Consider the following 20339-nt stretch of genomic DNA (forward strand, 5'->3'; position numbering starts at 1 on the left):
TATTTTTTATACTTTACTATAGGCAATACGGAGACTTTGCAGCAAAATAATTAAGGATGCGATCGCCATTAATCCACCCCAAAACCAATAAGGTAACAACAAATATTTTTGCATCTGTGCTGTGTCAGATAGCCCCAATGGGCCAGCAGTTTGGCTAAATAAATAATTCAGTTGATGGTAGGTACTGACACAGGCTTGCACACCTAAAAACTGCACAGCAAATCCTTGTGTCCATCGGGGAGTTTTGAAAGCAATACCCAGAATCATTAAACCCAACAGGGGGATTGTCACAAATCCAAACCAAGAACGTACCCAAATTAATGTAGAAAGTAGTAAAAAACCCCCCAGAATTTTGAGACTGAGGGAGGCGGTTGTAAAACTGCGGGAAGCCAAAATTAAAACTGCACCAGCAATAGGTGGCCCCATTGGCCCAGCAGCTGCAACTAAAAACGGGCCAATGGGGGCTAGAGATAAGCGAATAGCATAGGTGGCTACCCCAGAACCATTGCTGAAAATCTGTAATTGTTTAAACTGCCCCCCTAATAGTAATGCCATCAACCCATGACCGATTTCATGAAACCAAGTTGCCAGGATGGTAAACGGGTATAAAATATAATCTCCTCCTGGAAATTGCCAGAGTATGGCTGTAGCGATCGCTGCTCCCACTAGCCAACTTAGTCCCATCCGTTCCAATGCTGGCGGGGCTTCATTAGAGAGTAAGGTTCCATCGTTACTTGGTTCCTTCATATGTAATTACTTGAATTTCTGAAGTGTATTTTTATTCTAATCTGGGCAGGTAAGAGGCAGGGGAGATGTAGCTTGCTTTCTTTACGGAGTCCTAAGTCTACCCACAGGGTGGGAATAGGGGAAGCCAGGGAGAGTATTAGCCTCTATACCCAATTTCCAATGCCCAATCCCTACTTTTTATTGTCTAACCTGATATCAATCACAGAAGCATTGAAGTTGTAATTGAAACCTTCCAACTCAAAAGGCATACCAATTTTTACTTTACTGTTACCTAAAACTGGGCCACTGTCAGTAACTTGTGCTTTACCTTCTAAAGTCAGAAGCATATCTGTACTAAAATTATTAGTCCTGGGATCTGGTAACTCTTTGACAGATCCATCTGGTTGACCAACTGTGAGCATTTTGGGTAAAACCTGCACAGATTTGATAGCAATTTGACCGTATGGCTGATTACGGATAATGACATTAGTTTTACCACCTGTTTTAAAACCTTGCTCAACTAACTGTTGAGTATCACGCACATTCAAACCGCGAACTACTAAATCTACTTCTATCGGGACTGTTTTCACACCAACCTGAGCCACAGAACCAGTAGTACCGGGAAATATGAAAATTCCTGCTATGACTAACAAAATTACTAGCCCAGCAAATAAGTCGAGAATATTGATTTTTCCGAATAAACGACCTTTGGAATCTAAAATAGCCATAAACAATTTTCCAAATCAAAACAGAGTAATTGATTTTAGCAATAAGTTTTATCAGTTAATCAGCAACTCATTCTAAGGGATGAAAATTACAGCTAGGGGCTTCCAGATAAAAAAATATCCAAAATGTGGGATGCGTCAGTATAAATAATTTCTTGTTACAGCTAGGTTTTTTCACACTGACGCACCCTACTAACTGAATTATGCGCCAGTTTATCATGAGTTACGAATATGGGAATAAGGCATAGAGAATCGGGAATAGGTGAGCATGAATTTACTCTCAGATCCATCTCTCATACTTATATACATAAGTCAATAATGCAACTTAAATAACATAAATACGTCATCTTACTTGTTGTTCTGATGTTCTCCCAGACTCATTAGATTATGGTTAACAGAAAAACTTTGCTGACAAACTACCATATATGGCGGCGACGCTGGTTTTATCCGTTAATTTCGGTGGTAGTTGCTTTGAGTCTCTGCCTGAGTACACCTTTACCCGGAAGGGCGATAGATTTATTGCCACTATTATTTCGGGGAGTGCAAATATTCCAGCTATCAAATATATCCGATCGCCAGGAGGTAGAACTAGGCCAGCAAATGAATCAGGAATTGCGAAGTAGTGAAATTAAACTTTACAATAATCCTGAAGTTAATCGTTATGTGGAACAAATTGGCCGGCGGATTGTAGCCAATAGCGATCGCCCAAATCTACCAGCCACATTCCAAATAGTCCAAGGTAATGATATCAATGCTTTTGCCACTTTGGGTGGTTTTATTTATCTCTATACGGGTTTAATAGAAACGGCAGATAACGAAGCAGAGCTAGCCAGTGTCATAGCCCATGAATGGGGGCATATTAGCGGCAAACATTTAATTAAGCAAATGCGTCAGAAAGCACTAGCTAGCGGCGTAGCTTCAGCCACAGGTTTAGATCGCAATACAGCCGTAGGGATTGGTATAGAACTAGCACTTAACCGCCCCCGCAGTCGTCAAGATGAATTTGATGCCGATAATAGAGGTTTAAGAGCATTGACAAGGGCTGGTTATGCTCCGTCGGCAATGGTTTCTTTTATGCAAAAGCTGCAAAGAAGTGGTGGTTCCGTTCCTACAGTCTTAAGCACTCATCCTGCAACTGGCGATCGCATCAACTCCCTGCAACGTGCCATCAAGAGTCAACCCAGCAATGGACGTGATGGATTGGATAATGTTGCCTATCGCGCTAAAATCCGACCATTGTTATAACATCTTATGTTTTTTCTATGACGCTCGCTGCTGACGACGGCGAGCAATTATTTGCTCTGGCTCCACTTGCACTACTGCTTCTGCTAAGGGTAAGCTGCGTAAGCAGTTAGTAAAAACGTTAGCTTGATAAATTAAGTTATTGGTAATATCGAATCCAGTCAACCAGCCGCTCCGAGGATGGTATGCACCAGTATCTATATCGAGCCATCCCCTTCCCTGTGCTAATTGACCAGGATTCACGCCAGGGAAAGTGAAGGTAATAGTATGACCAATAATGACCAGCTTATCAGGAAAGTATGGTGCTTCTATAGTGTGGAATTTTTCTCTGATCCAGCAAAATTGTTCGGCTGTTTGTTCTGCCAGTGGCATTTTCGGGTCTAAACCAGCATGAGTTAACCAAACATTACCTAAATCAATATGAGTGGGTAAAGTCTGTAACCACTCTAAATGCTCTTGGGGAATGGTGGTATCAGGGTAGCTGGCGATGGTTGCTTGTCCGCCACTGTGTAACCATGCTTGCATTAATGCCAAGGGGACATTTTCACCACTGAGAATATTTAATAACATCTGTTCATGATTACCCAACAGACATTGATAATTATGTTGTCTCACCAAATCAATTACCAGGGAGCTGTGAGGCCCGCGATCAATCAAGTCTCCTAAAAAATATACTTGGTCATCGACACCAGGAGCGATCGCTTCTAACAAAGTCATCAATCCTTCGTAGTAACCATGCACATCCCCAATAACTATTTGACGTTGACTATTTTCGCTCATCGGCTCTTAGCTGAAATCAATTAGCTGAATACTTTTGCTACAGTGTAAGCGGTCAGGATTCCGCATATAAAGGTAAAACATACTTGACAAATGTAAATTTATTGTAGTTTTTATCGAGGAAATGCGCTGAAATTATTTCAGAATTAGATGCTAGAGGTTAGAGGCTAGACCATAGCTCATGTAATTGGGAAATGCTATAAAATCTAGGCAGTTGTTTTATTGCTGACTCCCAAACCTACTATGTCTGATCAGTTTTCTCCTGAAATTAGCTCGCGCATCTGCAACCATATGAACGAGGATCATGCTAATGCTGTGCTGCTTTATGCACAGGTTTTTGGCGGAGTTACGCAGGCGACAGCAGCACAAATGCTGTCAATTGATTCTCAGGGTATGGAGTTAACAGCACAAGTCAATGGGGAAAATGTACCCCTCAGTATCCCATTTGATCATGTTTTGGCAGATGCAGAAGATGCTCACCAAACTCTTATTGCAATGGTGAAGCTGGCTAGGGTGCAAGCTACAAGTTAAAGATTGGGTACTAAGAGTTAAGGGATAGGAATTTAGGTATTGAATATGTCTGAAGAACAATCTAGCCAAGCACAATTACCTCCCACCAGTACCATTGAACTGCCCTCAATTAGCGAATTTGATACTTGGTTTACATATCCTGTAAAAGTACATCCCCATCATACTGACTATGCTGGTATTGTTTGGCATGGGACTTATTTGACTTGGATGGAAGAAGCACGGGTAGAATGTTTACGCTCTATCGGTATCGAGTTTGCTGATTTAGTAGCATTAGGCTGCGACTTACCAGTTGTAGAACTTTCTGTGCGCTATCATCGCTCCCTTCAGTTAGGTATGTCCGCATTGGTGAAAACCCGGATGAATGAAGTCACAGGTGTCCGTATCAATTGGGATTATGCTATTGTTTCCTCTGATGGACAGGAATTATTTGTTACTGCCAAAGTTACATTAGTGGCATTAGATAGAGAAAGAGGTAAAATTATGCGTCAATTACCTGCAAATGTAAAAGATGCTTTAGCAAAGATTTCGACTTTACACAATAACTGAATCAGAAACATGGTTAGGTGGAGATTGGTTGGTACACAATCTCTACTTACCAGTTCTCAACTGCGCTACAGTTTGAAGCAATCGCATAATTTGATCCCAAATATCTTGCGGTGTAATCCCAAAACCGATATTTAATAAAATGAGAATTGCTGCAACAGTTATGGCATTTGTAATAGTTGCTTTTAATACTTTCCAAACGATTACAAAGACTATCCAAGCTAAAATTAAGGTAGGAATCATAAATATCAATTCCTTCAAGTGTGCTTTTTTAAGAGGGCATTTATATCTCAGCTAAAATTTTCGCATTTGGAACAATTACTTATGAAATATTTCCTAATTTGTGTTATTTTTAACAATAGGCATTGATTTATTTTGTGTAAAATTTTAAGTAATTGCCGCTTTTAGAGTATACATTCAATTGACTGTTTAATCCTGTTGAAAAAACAACTTTTTAGACATAAATACTAAAAATATTTTTATTTTTTCGTAGATATATATAAAAATTATGAATAAGGGAAGACCAAAAAATAAATTTAGGATAATTTATTGCTAGTAGGGTGCGTCAGTATGAGTAACCTCTTGGTATGTCAAAGGTTTCTCTGACTGACGCACACTACATATGGGATATTTTTGATTTGGAAATCCCTAAATAGATAAGAGTGATGAGGGTGGTGTAGTAAAATCACCATCCTCATCATATATTTGTTGTTTATAATACAACAGAGTATTGAAAAGCAGACAGTTATAAATAGACAAAAAAGCTGATTTTATGGGTATGTGAACCTCTGGTTTTTTTGTCTGATTATACTTACTTTTTAATGGACAGAAATGATACGCGAGTCAGCATCTAACTTTTTAGTAGTTGTGACAACTTCTTGCCTTGCCCATTGATCTGCTGCCAAAATGTCATCTAAAGAAGGATTGGCACAGTTATCATTTTGATGGCGATCGCACACCCATTCAATACACCGAGGAATATCTAAAAATTTGATTTTCTCATCGAGGAATAAAGCCACTGCTTGTTCATTGGCAGCATTCAATACCGCAGGCATAGAACCGCCAGCTTTACCAGCAGCATAAGCCAACTGCATACAAGGATACTTTTGATGATCTGGTTCACGGAAGGTAAGATTGCCAGCTTTGACTAAATCCAGGCGTTCCCAGTCAGTGTAGATGCGCTCCGGCCAAGATAAAGCATACAGTAAGGGTAAGCGCATATCCGGCCAGCCAAGTTGAGCCAGCACAGAAGTATCTTGCAATTCAATCAGGGAGTGAATAATGCTTTGGGGATGGATGACAATTTCGATATCTTGATAATCTAGCCCAAACAAGAAGTGTGCTTCAATCACTTCCAACCCTTTATTCATCAGAGTCGCAGAGTCTACTGTAATTTTCCGCCCCATCGACCAGTTAGGATGTTTGAGAGCATCGGCGACTGTCACCTCTGCTAACCTCGCCACATCCCAATCCCGAAAAGCACCGCCAGAAGCAGTCAGCAGAATCCGCCGCAAGCCGCCTTTTGGCACACCTTGGAGACATTGAAAAATCGCCGAATGTTCAGAATCAGCAGGTAGTAGTTTGACACCGTGTTTTGCTACTAAAGGTAGAACTACAGGGCCGCCAGCAATGAGAGTTTCTTTGTTTGCTAAGGCAATATCTTTACCTGCTTCGATGGCGGCAATTGTTGGTAGTAACCCAGCACAACCAACAATCCCTGTCACCACTGTTTCCGCATCACCATAGCGAGCCACTTCGATGACTCCCGCTTCGCCACCCAGTAAAATGGGCTGGGGATCAAGGTCTTTGATAGCAGCTTGAAGTGCTGGCAATTTTTCCGCCGCCGAAATCGCTGCTATGCTTGGTCGAAATTGGCGAATTTGAGCAGCCAACATTTCTACATTGCTACCAGCTGCCAACCCCACAATCCGAAACTGATCTGGGTACTGAGTGACAATATCTAAAGTCTGAGTACCGATTGAGCCGGTGGAACCAACAAGAGTTATAGCTTTCACAATTGCTTAAGGATGTACTGATAACTCTCACTATAAATTGCTTCGGACTCATTCAGAACAGCGATATCGCCACAATAAATATACGCATATAGAACAGAAATTGCTTATACCTAAAAATTATTGCTAATACGTACTTATGATCTAGCAGAGATATTTCCGGTTTTTAGCCACATTTTTGTGTATTTACATACAGGTACATAACCTAAAAAATGCTTAGAATACTGGTCAAAATATTTGATTTCTCAATGCTCAATGGTAATTCTCCAAAAAACATAGTTATGTTAATGTTTAGTTTACTATTAAAGCTTTTATAAACTAAAGTACAAAATAATACCACTACATAACAGTAGCATCGGCAATAACAAACAATACATGAGGGAATTTCTGAAACGTCTGGAGCCTATGGCCAAAGTTCAAATATTGATCACGAGAGCGGTATGGAAAAATGATTTTCTCTTTCCGGTAGTGATGTGGTCTTTGAGCCGAATTTTGATTTGGATGAGCATTTTGTTAGTGGCTCCCCATTTACCATCATCACCAACAAACATTTTATCCAGTTGGGGTTGGGGAATGTTTGATGCTTGGGATGGTAGCCATTATCGTGCGATCGCTACTACTGGATATGAATTTGTTGATGATGGCAAACAACATAATCTCGCATTTTTTCCCCTATTTCCCTTCAGTATCAGGGTATTGATGAAGTTGGGTTTATCCTTTGAAGTTGCAGGTCTTTTGATCAATAATTTGGCATTTTTAGCTGCACTGTATTGTTTATACTTATGGCTAAAAAGTTGCTATGGCGTGAGAGTAGCACAATGGGGTACGGCTGTAGTTTGTTGGTATCCCAGTTCTATGTTTACGGGAGTAATTTATACTGAAGGATTATATTTATTTTTGAGTACAGCCGCTTTACGGGCTTTTGATCAACAGCAGTATGGCTGGATGTCGCTTTGGGGTGCAATGGCGACAGCTACACGTCCCACAGGTTTGGCGCTGATTCCTGCCTTAGCGATCGCAGCTTGGAAAGAACGCAGATCCCCAATTGCTTACATTGCTGGCTTGGCAACTGCCATTGGCGTATTACTATTTAGTGCGTATTGTGCAGTTCGGTTTCATGATCCTTTAGCTTTTATCGCTGCACAACGAGGCTGGCGGCCTTCACTAGGGTTTGATTGGCAAGGTTGGTTAAATATGCTAATGCAAATTGCCGTTGGTGATAAAAACTGGCAATTTGGTTGGCTTCAGAACTCATCTGGCTTAATTAACGACCCTTGGCATCCGTTACTGTTTAGCATGATTGTGACCGGCGGCTATTTTTTATGGCACTTCCGTAAACATTTACAGACTGCAAACATAGTCTACAGCTTTTACACTTTAGTTTTATTGTTGTTGCTGTTAGCAGAAGAAAAATTAATTAATCACCTACTCAATGCTTTTATGGTCTTGGGTGGTGGTTATGTATTGTGGTATTTTCGGGCAAAGCTGACACCGATTACCTTCTTCTATGGCTTGTGTGGGATCGGTTTGTTGTTAGCTTCTGGAGGTACGATATCTTTAAGTCGCCTCGCTTATGGGATTGTGCCTTTGAGTGTAGCTATAGGTATGTTCTTTTCTCGTTATCCTCGTCTGGGATATTTCACCTTTGGTTTATTTGTGATCTTAATGGCCAGATTAGCTGTAGGATTTGCTCAGGAACAATGGGTGGGTTGACACACATCTTGCTAGAGTTGCTTGATAAAAATGTTTGTAGGGTGGGCATTGCTTGTAAATTGCTGCAAACCCTTAGTTTTACGTTGTTGGCAATACCCATCTGACGCTTATTGAAAATGGTGCAAGATATGATTTGACTTTGAATTATTTCGATATTATAACTAATTACTCTCTTAGTAAGAAATCAGATATTGAATATGCTTCAATATGCAATGTACCTGATAAGAAGTTATTGTTGAGCCATTTTCAATGGCTTAATTTTGTGGTATGAAAAGTCAACTCAATCAATTTGCTCCTATTGCTAGGATAATTTGTATTAATTCTGTAATTTTTTTTGTATGCAGCAGTGTACGCCATGCCTTGTTTCAATCAGCATCTGCTGATTTAGGAATTTTTGATCAAGTTGTTTATTTAATTAGTCAGGGACAGACACCTATTTCTTCTTTACTTGGGTTTCATATCCTTGGTGATCATGCTGCTTGGATGTGGTATTCCTTGGCTTTGCTTTACAAAATTTACCCGGATGTACACTGGTTATTTGCAGTGCAGTCTACTGCACTATCATGTGGTGCTATCCCAATTTGGTTGTTGGCGCGTCAAGCTGGTTTGACAGTACAAATATCCTTAGCAATAGTAATTGCGTACTTATTGTACCCACTGTTTTTTAATATTAATTTATATGACTTCCACTTAGATACATTAATACCAAGTTTGCTTTTATGGGCGGTATGGGCAGCAAGGAAGGAAAGAATTGGGTGGTTCTGTTTCAGCATTATCTTGGTGCTGGGATGTAAGGCTGTATTTGCTCTGACGGTTGCAGCAATGGGAGTATGGTTATTAATTTTTGAAAAGCGGCGGTTGTATGGTGTAATAGCACTCGTTGGAGGTATTGCCTGGTTTGCGATCGCAACTCAAGTCATCATCCCATTTTTTGGCGGTTCTGCTGCTTCCATAAGTCGCCACATTCATCGTTATAGCTATCTTGGCAATTCTTTTACGGAGATGGCTAAAAATCTGATTTTTAATCCCGGACTTATCTTAAGTAACTTATTTTCAGTAGAAAATTTATTTTATTTATTCTTGCTGCTATTACCTGTATTTTGGGGACTTTCACTGCGTAATCTCGCCCCCTTAGTCGGAGCTATACCTTGTCTAGCACTTAACTTATTAGCAGATTCCATCCAACAAAAAGACTTGTTTTTTCAATATTCTTTACCAATCGTACCATTTTTGTTTTTAGCAGTTATACAAACAATATCAAATAGTAAAGGGTGGCTGCAAAGCAAAAGATTAATTATTCTGTGGTCTTTGGTAGTATTTTTAGCGTTAGCAAAATACGGCTATTTTTGGTCAATATATTTAAAATCAATAGATACTTGGCAAGCTATGCGAGAGGCAACTGCCCTAGTAAAGACGAAAGGTAGTGTATATACGAGTGCTGAAATTACACCCCATTTAACTCACCGTAAATGGATTCAATTTACCAATATAGAGTCAGTGCCGAAAAATCTAGATGACTTCGACTATATCTTGTTAAATCTTCGTCATCCTGGTTGGTTAAGTAATCAAGAGTTTGTGCAGAATTTAATCGCTCAACTACAAACTAATCCCAAGTATCAAAAAGTCTATCAACTTGATGATGTTTATTTATTCACAAAACATGATTAATAATTGATGAAATTATTTTCATATCTCAATAAATGAAGAACTAAATAATGATTAAAAAACATATATTTCTAAACAATAATTGGTTATTTGCTATGGCAATGTGGTTATGTAGCCGAATACTAATCACTATTGCAATGTTGTTCATTGCCCCCTTTCTACCAGCCCCAAGCAATGGGATCGCTGCAACTGTAGATTGGGATGTATTTTATGCTTTTGATAGTGGTTACTATGAAAAAATAGTCACACAAGGTTATGGTTACTCAGATATTACACAAGACTATTCAGTTGTGTTTTTCCCTTTATTTCCTTTGATAGTAAAGGCATTAACCACTGTGGGATTGCCATTTAAAATTGCAGGTACATTAGTTAATAATGCAGCCTTTTTAGGTTCACTAATTGTATTATTTTCTTGGATGAATTACCGTTATGGCATTGAAGTTGCGAGATGGGTAGTAGCTGTACTGGCTTGGTTTCCTTTGTCGTTATTCGGCACAGTGATTTACACAGAAGGGTTATATCTTTTGTTGAGTACAGCAACTTTAAAAGCTTTTGATCAAAAAAAATATGGTCAAACAGTTCTTTGGGGTAGTATGGCTACAGCCACTCGTCCCACAGGAGTAGCACTGATATTGGGACTGTTGCTTGTATCCTTCATGGAACGCAAGGAGATTAAAGCCTACATTGCCAGTATAGCTAGTGGTACTGGTTTATTCCTATATAGTTTGTATTGTCAAATTAAATTTGGCGATTTTTTAGCATTTGTTAACGCACAAAAAGCATGGCGGCCTTCACTGGGATTTGAATGGCAAAGTTGGTTAAAGATAATGATGCAGGTTATGATCGGCCAATTTAACACCAAGTCTAGCTATATTAAAGATCCTTGGCATCCACTGTTGTTTTTGAGCATTATCGTTATTGCTTATTTATTATGGTATTTTCGACAACAATTAGGTGTTATTAAAGTAGATTATGGTTTTTTTATATTAATATTATTGGCATGGCTGCTTGCTGGAGATCCTTTGATTAATATAAGTATAGTTTTGGGCGGTAGTTATTTATTATGGCAATTACGCTCTCAACTCAGCTCAATAATTTTGGTTTATGGTTGTTGTGGTTTGGGACTAATTTTTGCTTCTGGAGGAACTCTATCAATGAGTCGCATCGCTTATGGGATTGTATCACTCAGTATTGCTTTGGGTATTTTGTTGTCTCATCATTATCGCTGGGGATATGCAGCTATAGGGTTTTTTGCCATACTATTGATTACTTTCTCTGTGCGATTCGCACAAAATTTATGGATAGCTTAGGCTGTCAATTCAAAACTATCAGTTATTCATTTGCGGTGCAATCAGGGTATATTCTTCCGCCGTACCCAGAAATTTACTACTGGTTAAATTGATGCTATTAAGAGTTTGATTATTTAACAGCAAATATGATTTATTAGCCCAGATTTGTGGTAATTCTGAGTTGTTTGTAGGCTGCACTATGCAATCACAATAAAAATCTAAACTGGGACGACTATAAGCAAAAGAAGTATAAATTTGAGTGCCTGGTGAAACATGGGCGCGAATTAATTCCGCCACTGGTTTGACTGGAAATGCTTCGTTTAATTCCCAAATCCAAGATTGGGAACTCATCAACAAAATTAAAACTACATACATCCCAGTAAATAACATGGGAATAAAACGGCGATCGCTCCTGTTTACTAACCATGCAATAATACTCATGCTGATAGCTAAAACCAGACTCATGACAATTAGTACAGGTTGGGGATCACTCATAGCGAAATAAACACAACCACCTAAACCTGCAATGCTAAAGACGATAAATAATACTGTCCAAATTCTGGTTTTAAAATAGCCATGTTGCCAAATATCAGCCAGTTTCGCACCAGTTGCTAGGGCTAAAAATGGATAGATAGGCATAACATACCAGGGTAGCTTGGTATTCATCACAGAAATTGTTCCTAGATAAACAATTGTACCAACAAGCACCAAGCAACCCCAAGTAGTATGACGCTTTTTCCAAGCTAAATATAACCCTCCTGGCAAAAATAACAGCCAGGGAAAACCATATTTCAGAATTTCAATTAAATAGTACCAAGGTGCGCCGCTATTACCCTCAACAGATTCAATGAGACGGTTAAAGGTTTGTGATTGCAAATTAATTTGTAAAAAGCTACTACCATAATGTAACCATTGTGCTACATACCACGCGATCGCCGGGAGATTTCCTAAACACATACCCGTCCATAAATAGGGATTTTTTAATAAATTAAATTGCTTATTTACTAAGACGAATAAACCTGCAATTCCTCCCAACAATAAAACTATCATCCCCTTAGTGAGAGTAATTAAACCCAAACCCAATCCCACACCTAACGCATAACGTGGTTGATGACGTGCTTTCAGTAAACACCAAAAGACTACTAAAAAAAAAGTAATAATTGCACCATCCAACATTGCCAATCTGCCGTGGCGCACTACAGGCAGCATTGTTAAATAAACTAATGCCGTAAATAAGGCTGGTAAACTGCTGTTAAAAGATAATCTCCCCACCAAGAAAAGTAGAGGTACTCCCAAAGATGTTAATACTGCACTAGGTAAACGTGTTGTCAATTCATTAACACCACCTAGAGAATAAGTCCAAGCAATTAACAAATGGATCAAAGGCGGTTTATTATGATATGCTTCCCCTGCCAGGGTGGGATAAAGCCAACGCCAAGAACCAAAGTTAGCACGCCAAATTTCGCGGGCAACTTGTGCTATCGTACCCTCGTCCCAATCCCTTAAAGGAGAATCTCCCAAACATATGAGCCACAACAGCAGTGATAAAACAAATAAGCTTAATAGCCATTCTTTGTCTCGGAATGGAGGCATATCAGAAATTTTAGTTAGTTTTTAACTATAGATTTGACCTATTTACATAAATGTATATAATTTTTTTGGCTCTTCAGTAATCGGTATGCCAAAATTAATTTATCAATTTTCTATACTGTCTTTGCATTTGAGGGATGCGATCGCCACAAGGGAAGCGTAGTCCATCCCAACCATACATATATCAAGCAACAAAAATTACCATCTACTTAAATCATGAAAGTGTACGTTTTTATCTTGAAATATACATAATCTAAATTGAAATTTCCATTTAATTTCAGTGATTATACTGTAACCAGATATATTAAATTCTAATATGAATAATGTAATAACCTACATTCACTTGAGACTTCATAAATATTTAGTGTCAAGCCATAGGTAATTAATGTCTCAAATACCTAATACAACACAGCAGAAATAAAGCTATTATTGAAAACCGTTAACAAACCAATAAATCTTTATTTTTAGTTTTACTTTACAAGTAGCAGCACTATAGTTACAAGTGAAATTCAGCATTCGATAACATAGTTTTGCAATCAAGATTCAAAGAGTATATGGGTTAACTAATCACAGATGCTGATTCATGAGAAACTAGCTGGAGATGAGTGTCACCTAAGTGCCGAATCTCATAGGAAGGATAGCATTTAGGTACTAAAAATTTAATTTTTTCTTTCAAATGTAACAATGGCAGTAGGTATTACAATGTATGTGATCAATTTTAAGATTGATATTGATCTAGAGTTTTTGGTAGATAGAATACTGCCAATTAAATAATTGTATGGATCATCTTTGGTATGAAATCATATCACAGATGATACTAATTCATGGCAACAACATTCACACAACTAATTGGTTCTAATGCTATAGTAAATCAAATAATTTTGCTGTGTTGAATAGCTAGTTGTCAAGGGTAAAAACTAAAAACTTTACCTGATTTGGAACACCCTAATTCATAGTTAATCCTGTCGAATATTCTCTATGTATTCTATAGAGAGAAAGAAGTTTTCTAGTGAGTCAGGGAAAAACTCAGGCTCGTAGCTAGATAGCTTATTGCGCTTCTGACTAGCTGAATGTAAAGGTTTCTGCGAATTCACTCTTGGAGTTTATACGGCAACGGATTTTTAGCTTCATCTATTGACTATTCTTGATGTTAAATATCCAAAATTCAAATCTTCCAGCTTAGATTTCCATTGAGAACAGTTATAATCTGAAATTTTTTAATTAATTTCTGTGAAACTCTGTACAAAATTTCAGGATTAACCGAAATTATCCAGGTATCTAAAATATCATGTGTTAAATGTTTTAAGTATCACCATCAAACAGTAACTAATACAACTCGACTCAAAGGAGCTATGAAGTGGAAAACAATAAGTCGTTGCTGTGGCCACAAGGAATATTGGTTGTGCTGTTTGCTTTAAGTGCTAGTTTGAGTATTGGTTTAATGATGTTGATCAAACCAAATACCTCAGATGCTCAGAGTAGACAAAGTATAAATGTTCCTAATATTGCTATACCTGCGAAAGCGGGAACACAGAAGCGCATTGAAGGATTGAAGGCATCAATGCTCACAAGTTGGCGGCAGGAAGCGCAAGCTAAAGGGATCGCTCATTTGCCACCACGCTTTCAAGGAGCAACTATCAAATCAGCAAAACTTAGCCAAAGTCAAAAAGTGATTGCTCTAACTTTTGATGATGGTCCTTGGCCGGAAACAACTGCACAAGTATTAGATATTCTCAAAGAAAATAATATTAAAGGAACATTTTTCGTTGTTGGACAAAATGTGAAGAACTATCCCGACATACTAAGGCGGGTAGTTGCAGAAGGTCACGCCATTGGCAATCATACATGGCACCATTGGTATCACTTCATGAATCCTAAAGTAGCTGCTTATGAAATTGATAATACAAACAATCTCATTTACAACGTTACTGGTGTGAAAACAAATTTGTTTCGACCACCTGGAGGCATGATGCACAATGGTTTGGTAGCTCATGCTAGAAATCAAAAGTATGCAGTTATTATGTGGTCATCTGACTCAATTGATTACTCGCGTCCTGGCGTACCACAGTTAGTCAACAATGTTCTTAGACAGTCAAAACCTGGTGGTATTGTACTCATGCACGATGGTGGTGGTAATCGCTCCCAAACTGTACAAGCTTTACCAGAAATAATTAGCAGATTTCGCAATCAAGGTTATGACTTTGTGACTGTTCCAGAACTTTTAGAAATGCAAGATAAATACCAAAGATTAATTGCTAACAAAAAGTAATTCTATAACAGGGGACAGGTGACAGGTGACAGGTGACAGGTGACAGGTGACAGGTGACGGACTTGAAAGCTTTTTAGTGTAACGGTTTTATGATTGCTTGATGTCCTAATCTATATGGCAATAATTCGTAATTCGTAATTAAAAAAGACGCGATTCATCGCGTCTCTACAAATAAATTGGTATTAGTCAAAAGTCATTGTCAACTTACTAATGATTTTTGACTAATGATTAATAACTAAACTGAACTCAAATGTTTTTCTGGTACAGCTTGAGGGTTTGTTTCTAAACTGTCAGCTTCAGAAGGTGGTACTAATTGCCAGAACTGAGGTAAGAATTCTTGCCAATTTTGCAGGATGTGTTTAGCTTTTGCTGAATCAGTGCGTTCTGCATGAGCTGTAATTAAATCATGTAACTGCTTCTCTCCGGCTGCTGTTATTACCCGTTGAATTTTGACAATTTCGCGGTTAACTAACTCAGGGAAAGAGCCATCTTCATCTAAGAAGTAAGCTAGTCCACCAGTCATCCCTGCCGCTACGTTACGTCCTACTTTACCCAACACCACAATTGTGCCACCAGTCATGTACTCGCAGCAGTGATCCCCAGTACCTTCAATCACAGCTACACCTTTGGAGTTACGCACCGCAAAGCGTTCTCCCCCTAAACCATTGGCAAATAAAACCCCACCTGTAGCACCGTAAAGGCAAGTGTTGCCAACTATGACGTTTTGTGCAGGGTCAAATTTAGCATCTGCTGGTGGTTTGATAATAATTTCTCCACCGTGCATCCCTTTACCTACGTAGTCGTTGGCTTCTCCTTCTAGGGTGAGAATAATTCCAGGGAGGTTAAAAGCACCAAAGCTTTGTCCCACACTGCCTGTAAAGTTGAGGTTAATTTGTCCTTCAAAGCCGCTATCACCGTATTGAGAAGCGATCGCACCCGCTAATCTCGCGCCCACTGTTCTGTCGGTGTTGACTATAGCCACATTCTTAGTCACAGTAGATTGGTTGCGAATGGCAGCTTGAATGTTGGGATCAGCCAACAGTTGATCATCTACAACAGGGCCATTGCTATGGACTTCTTCATGCACTAACCAGCTACGGTTGGCTTTGGTATCTGGTAGTTGCAGCAAGCAATTCAGGTTGAGTGCTTGGGTTTTGGTGAGTTGTGCGTCTGTTCGTGCTTGGAGTAAATCAGCACGTCCCGTAATTTCCGACAAAGAACGATAGCCTAGTTTTGCTAACAGATGCCGGACTTCTTCTGCAATGAAGTAGAAGAAGTTGACAACATGTTCTGGGATCCCTGTAAACCGTTTCCGTAGTTCTTCTTTTTGGGAAGCAACACCTACAGGACAGTTGTTGGTGTGGCAAATTCTCGCCATGATACAACCTTCAGCAATCATGGCGATGGAGCCGAAGCCAAATTCTTCTGCACCCATCAATGCACCCATTACCACGTCCCAACCACTCTTGAGACCGCCATCGACACGCAATAGGACGCGATCGCGCAGGCTATTCTCCATTAGGACACGATGTACTTCGGTTAATCCCAATTCCCAAGGTGAACCAGCGTGTTTAATAGACGACAGTGGTGATGCACCCGTACCACCATCATGACCAGAAATTTGGATAATATCCGCGTTAGCTTTCGCTACACCAGCTGCGATCGTCCCAATCCCAATTTCTGCCACTAACTTCACTGATACTTGGGCTTTGGGGTTAATTTGATGCAAATCAAAAATTAACTGCGCCAAGTCTTCAATCGAGTAGATGTCATGGTGTGGGGGTGGCGAAATCAAGGTGACACCGGGTTTGGAACGCCTTAACATCGCAATGTAAGGACTCACCTTTGGTCCTGGTAGTTGTCCACCTTCCCCTGGTTTTGCACCTTGGGCAATTTTGATTTCGATTTGTTTGGCACTAGCTAAATAGCCAGGTGTCACACCAAAACGTCCCGATGCAACTTGTTTAATCGCACTAGAAGCTGTGTCACCATTTTGCAAGCCGCGCAGGTGGGGCAGGGTGGATGAGTGTCCAGACTCATCGACATCGTTGAGAACTTTATAACGGACTGGATCTTCCCCACCTTCCCCAGAGTTGGATTTACCACCTAGGCGGTTCATGGCGATCGCCAAGACTTCATGGGCTTCCCGTGACAACGCTCCCAAGGACATCCCCCCGGTACAGAAGCGTTTGACAATCTCACTGACTGACTCTACTTCTTCTACGGGAATGGGTAAGCGATCGCTTTGGAAATCTAGCAAGTCCCGCAACGCTGTCACTGGTCTGCCGTGGAGGTACTGCTTGTAAACTTCGTAGTGGTCGTATTTCTTGCCATCAACAGCTTTGTGCAGTGCTTTTGCCAGTTCTGGGCTGTTCATGTGGTACTCGCCACCAGGACGGTAGTTGAAAAACCCTAGGTTTTCTAACTTTTTAATGGTCAGTTCTGGGAATGCTTTGCTGTGGAAGGAGAGAATTTCCTGGGCTAACTCGCTGATACTCAACCCTCCAATCCGGGAAGCCGTACCACGGAATCCTAACTCTAATAAATCTTTGCCAATCCCAATCGCTTCAAAGATTTGTGCAGCTTGATAGCTAGAGAGCAGTGAAATTCCCATCTTCGAGAGAATTTTCAATAGACCCGAATCTACAGCTTTGCGATAGTTAGCTATCGCTTGCTCTAAGGTGAGGGCTTTAATCTTACCCCGTTCCATGAAACTTTGGGTTTTGGGATCAAACCACCAATCACGCACGGTGTTGAGAGCCATGTAAGGACACACTGCACCGGCTCCATAGCCAATCAAACAAGCAAAGTGATGGGTACTCCAACACTGGGCGGTATCAACAATGAGGGAGGTTTTCATCCGTAAGCCCTCACGAATCAGGTGATGGTGTACAGCACCCACCGCTAACAAGGGAGGAATATAGCTGTATTCAGTGCTGATGCCATCGCCTGCTCTGTCACTCAAGATTAAAATCTTTGCCCCAGCCCGGACTGATTCAGCTGCTTGTTTTTGTAGGTCTTGGACTGCATTTTTCAACCCTTCTGGGCCGTTAGCGATCGCAAACAGAGTTGATAATTCAGCTGTAGCAAATCCTGACAACTTAATTGCATCTAATTCTGTCTCTGTTAATACTGGTGATTCTAACTTCAGCCTTCTGGCGTATTCTGGTTTGGGTTCTAATAAGTTACCCCGCTCACCCAACTCAACTTTTAAGGACATCACCAGTTTTTCCCGCAGAGGGTCAATTGCTGGGTTGGTTACTTGAGCAAACCGTTGTTTGAAATAGTCATACAACAGGTGGGGTTTATCAGACAACACAGCCAAAGGAATATCATCCCCCATGCAGAAAGTCGGTTCTGCGCCGTTGCTAGCCATTGGTTGAATCACCATTTCTACATCTTCTGTGGTGTAACCAAAGGCTAGTTGTTGGCGGAGTAAGGTTTGTTTATCAATGGTATTGGTTGGCTGTTGTTCGTTATGTGCTAGATGACCATTACCATTACCGTTACCATGGCCGTTAACACTCGATACTTGCCCATCGAGCAATTGTTTCATATCTTGACGGTACTGTTTTAACCATGCACCGTAAGGATGTTGCTTGGCAATGCGCTGTTTAATCTCCCAATTCTTCAAGACTTCATGGTTGATTAAATCCACAGCAATCATTTGCCCAGGGCCAAGTCTACCTTTCTCGATAATGTTGGCTTCTGGTACATCCACTACACCAGCTTCGGAAGCGACAATAATGTAGTCGTCTTTGGTAATCAGGTAACGAGCTGGTCTTAAACCGTTGCGGTCTAGGGTTGCACCGACTTTTTTGCCATCACTAAATACTAACAGTGCTGGGCCGTCCCAAGCTTCTTGCAAGCCACTGTAATATTCGTAAAAATCGACAATTTCAGGATATTGACGCAAAGATGGTTGATTTTGGTAAGCCTCTGGCACCATCATCATCAAGGCTGCTTCTGGTGTTCGACCAGAACGCACTAATAACTCCAGCACATTATCTAAGGTAGCGGAGTCACTACTGTCAATATTGACTAAAGGTTTGAGTTCGGCAAAGCGATCTTCCCAAACTGGATGATTCAAGCTTGCTTCCCGTGCCATCATCCAATTGATGTTACCCAACAAGGTATTAATTTCGCCGTTGTGACCTAAAAGCCGCATGGGTTGGGCTAGAGGCCATTTAGGCATGGTGTTGGTACTAAAGCGGCGGTGATAGACAGCAAAGGCACTTTGATAAGCGGGATTTTTTAAATCTAGATAGAATTCTCCCAAAACGGCGGAACGCACCATGCCTTTATAGACAATTGTGCGACTGGATAAGGAACAGACGTAAAATTCCTCAGAGATATTTTTCGCTGCCTTAACTATGCGGCGACGGGTAATATACAGATCCCTTTCTAGGTCATCACCAGTTTTATCAGCTGCTAACAAGACTTGCTCAATTTGGGGTTGATTTTCTCGTGCCTGTATCCCCAGTAAATGCGGTTGTACTGGCACTACTCGCCAGCCCAGTACAGTTAATTTTTCTTCAGTGGCTATTTGCTCAAAAATGGCTTTAGCTGTTTTGGCAACTTCTGGATCCTGTGGCAAAAATATCATCCCTAAAGCAATATTGCTAGTAGATGAAAAGTCTATCTGTCCTAGGGAAGATTCTTGCTGTAACAACCCCCAAGGAATCGCAGTCAAAATACCCGCACCATCACCAGAGTCTTGGTCTGCGCTGCAACCCCCTCGGTGTTCTAAACAAGTCAAAGCAGCCAAAGCTTTTGCCACAATTTCATGGCTGGGATGATTTTGACGATGAGCAATAAAACCTACACCACAGGCATCTCGTTCCTCTACTAACCACCTTTGCCCCTGGTAGGTATCTCTTGAGTTAATTTTCGCTGTGATTTCTGGGTTTTGATTCATCGATTTATCATTCATAGCCTGTTCCTGAGTCACTTTCGCCACTGGTTGTGAAAACATTTTCTAAATTTCGTGCTGCATCAATATACAAATCACCGAAATTTAGGGAAAAAAAATTTTAACTTTGGTGTTTGTAAAACCACCCTCGTTAAAATGCTGACGTTGTTTACGCTATTTCTTATGTATTTATCCTGTGTTTGACAAAATACCTTTGCCTGAGAGCATTCTATTTATATCGTGAAGCTGTATACCTGCTCAATTTTTTGGTCGCAGATTAAATATCTTTTTTGAGAAAATTAAGCAATCTGGTGACGAGGAACAAAAACCCAGATCAATGCTTCA

At 40.2% G+C, this 20339-nt stretch carries 14 protein-coding genes; 7 read left to right on the forward strand and 7 right to left on the reverse strand.

What is annotated here, in order from left to right; all coding sequences use genetic code 11:
* Positions 1-6 precede the first annotated feature (6 nt).
* Together NOS7524_RS20445 and NOS7524_RS20450 are read right to left on the reverse strand one after the other, a co-directional pair.
* Positions 7-747 (reverse strand): M50 family metallopeptidase, encoded by a 741-nt coding sequence (locus tag NOS7524_RS20445; protein WP_015140383.1) that lies wholly within the window; start codon positions 745-747, stop codon positions 7-9.
* A gap of 170 nt (positions 748-917) precedes the next feature.
* Positions 918-1454, reverse strand: a complete 537-nt coding sequence (locus tag NOS7524_RS20450) for a DUF4330 domain-containing protein (protein WP_015140384.1) — start codon at positions 1452-1454, stop codon at positions 918-920.
* A gap of 384 nt (positions 1455-1838) precedes the next feature.
* Here NOS7524_RS20450 and NOS7524_RS20455 point away from each other — a divergent pair, with 384 nt between their 5' ends.
* Complete coding sequence (locus tag NOS7524_RS20455) at positions 1839-2696, forward strand: M48 family metallopeptidase (RefSeq protein ID WP_015140385.1); 858 nt, start codon at positions 1839-1841, stop codon at positions 2694-2696.
* Between the two features lie 15 nt (positions 2697-2711).
* On the opposite strand, the gene NOS7524_RS20460 is transcribed toward NOS7524_RS20455, so the two are convergent.
* The gene (locus NOS7524_RS20460; protein WP_015140386.1) at positions 2712-3473 is read right to left on the reverse strand and encodes a metallophosphoesterase family protein; all 762 of its coding nucleotides are present in this window, start codon (positions 3471-3473) and stop codon (positions 2712-2714) included.
* 240 nt (positions 3474-3713) lie between these two features.
* Here NOS7524_RS20460 and NOS7524_RS20465 point away from each other — a divergent pair, with 240 nt between their 5' ends.
* On the forward strand, positions 3714-4001 hold the full coding sequence (locus tag NOS7524_RS20465; RefSeq protein ID WP_015140387.1) for a DUF2470 domain-containing protein: 288 nt from the start codon (positions 3714-3716) through the stop codon (positions 3999-4001).
* A 45-nt stretch (positions 4002-4046) separates the two neighbouring features.
* Positions 4047-4547, forward strand: a complete 501-nt coding sequence (locus NOS7524_RS20470) for an acyl-CoA thioesterase (RefSeq protein WP_015140388.1) — start codon at positions 4047-4049, stop codon at positions 4545-4547.
* Between the two features lie 42 nt (positions 4548-4589).
* Here NOS7524_RS20470 and NOS7524_RS20475 read toward each other — a convergent pair whose 3' ends face one another.
* Positions 4590-4787: a hypothetical protein gene (locus tag NOS7524_RS20475; protein ID WP_015140389.1), complete on the reverse strand. Its 198-nt coding sequence runs from the start codon at positions 4785-4787 to the stop codon at positions 4590-4592.
* Between the two features lie 575 nt (positions 4788-5362).
* Positions 5363-6559, reverse strand: a complete 1197-nt coding sequence (locus tag NOS7524_RS20480; protein ID WP_015140390.1) for a 1-deoxy-D-xylulose-5-phosphate reductoisomerase — start codon at positions 6557-6559, stop codon at positions 5363-5365.
* A gap of 402 nt (positions 6560-6961) precedes the next feature.
* On the opposite strand from NOS7524_RS20480, the gene NOS7524_RS20485 reads away from it, so the two are divergent.
* The 3 genes from NOS7524_RS20485 to NOS7524_RS20495 all read left to right on the forward strand — a co-directional run bounded on the left by NOS7524_RS20485 (position 6962) and on the right by NOS7524_RS20495 (position 11244).
* A complete protein-coding gene (locus NOS7524_RS20485; RefSeq protein WP_041555398.1) occupies positions 6962-8269 on the forward strand; it encodes a mannosyltransferase family protein in 1308 nt (435 codons plus the stop codon).
* A 267-nt stretch (positions 8270-8536) separates the two neighbouring features.
* The gene (locus tag NOS7524_RS20490) at positions 8537-9937 is read left to right on the forward strand and encodes a DUF2079 domain-containing protein (protein WP_015140392.1); all 1401 of its coding nucleotides are present in this window, start codon (positions 8537-8539) and stop codon (positions 9935-9937) included.
* A gap of 47 nt (positions 9938-9984) precedes the next feature.
* Positions 9985-11244, forward strand: coding sequence for a hypothetical protein (locus NOS7524_RS20495; protein WP_015140393.1), 1260 nt, complete (start codon positions 9985-9987; stop codon positions 11242-11244).
* Positions 11245-11262: 18 nt separating this feature from the next.
* On the opposite strand, the gene NOS7524_RS20500 is transcribed toward NOS7524_RS20495, so the two are convergent.
* Complete coding sequence (locus NOS7524_RS20500) at positions 11263-12816, reverse strand: ArnT family glycosyltransferase (RefSeq protein WP_015140394.1); 1554 nt, start codon at positions 12814-12816, stop codon at positions 11263-11265.
* Positions 12817-14170: 1354 nt separating this feature from the next.
* On the opposite strand from NOS7524_RS20500, the gene NOS7524_RS20505 reads away from it, so the two are divergent.
* Entirely contained in the window at positions 14171-15082 is a 912-nt protein-coding gene (locus NOS7524_RS20505) for a polysaccharide deacetylase family protein (protein ID WP_015140395.1), read from the forward strand.
* A 235-nt stretch (positions 15083-15317) separates the two neighbouring features.
* Here the strand turns inward: NOS7524_RS20505 and gltB are convergent, their stop codons facing one another.
* The gene (gltB, locus tag NOS7524_RS20510) at positions 15318-20015 is read right to left on the reverse strand and encodes a glutamate synthase large subunit (RefSeq protein ID WP_041555875.1); all 4698 of its coding nucleotides are present in this window, start codon (positions 20013-20015) and stop codon (positions 15318-15320) included.
* Positions 20016-20339: the final 324 nt, after the last annotated feature.

It is taken from the genome of Nostoc sp. PCC 7524 (genome assembly GCF_000316645.1).
GTDB lineage: Bacteria > Cyanobacteriota > Cyanobacteriia > Cyanobacteriales > Nostocaceae > Trichormus.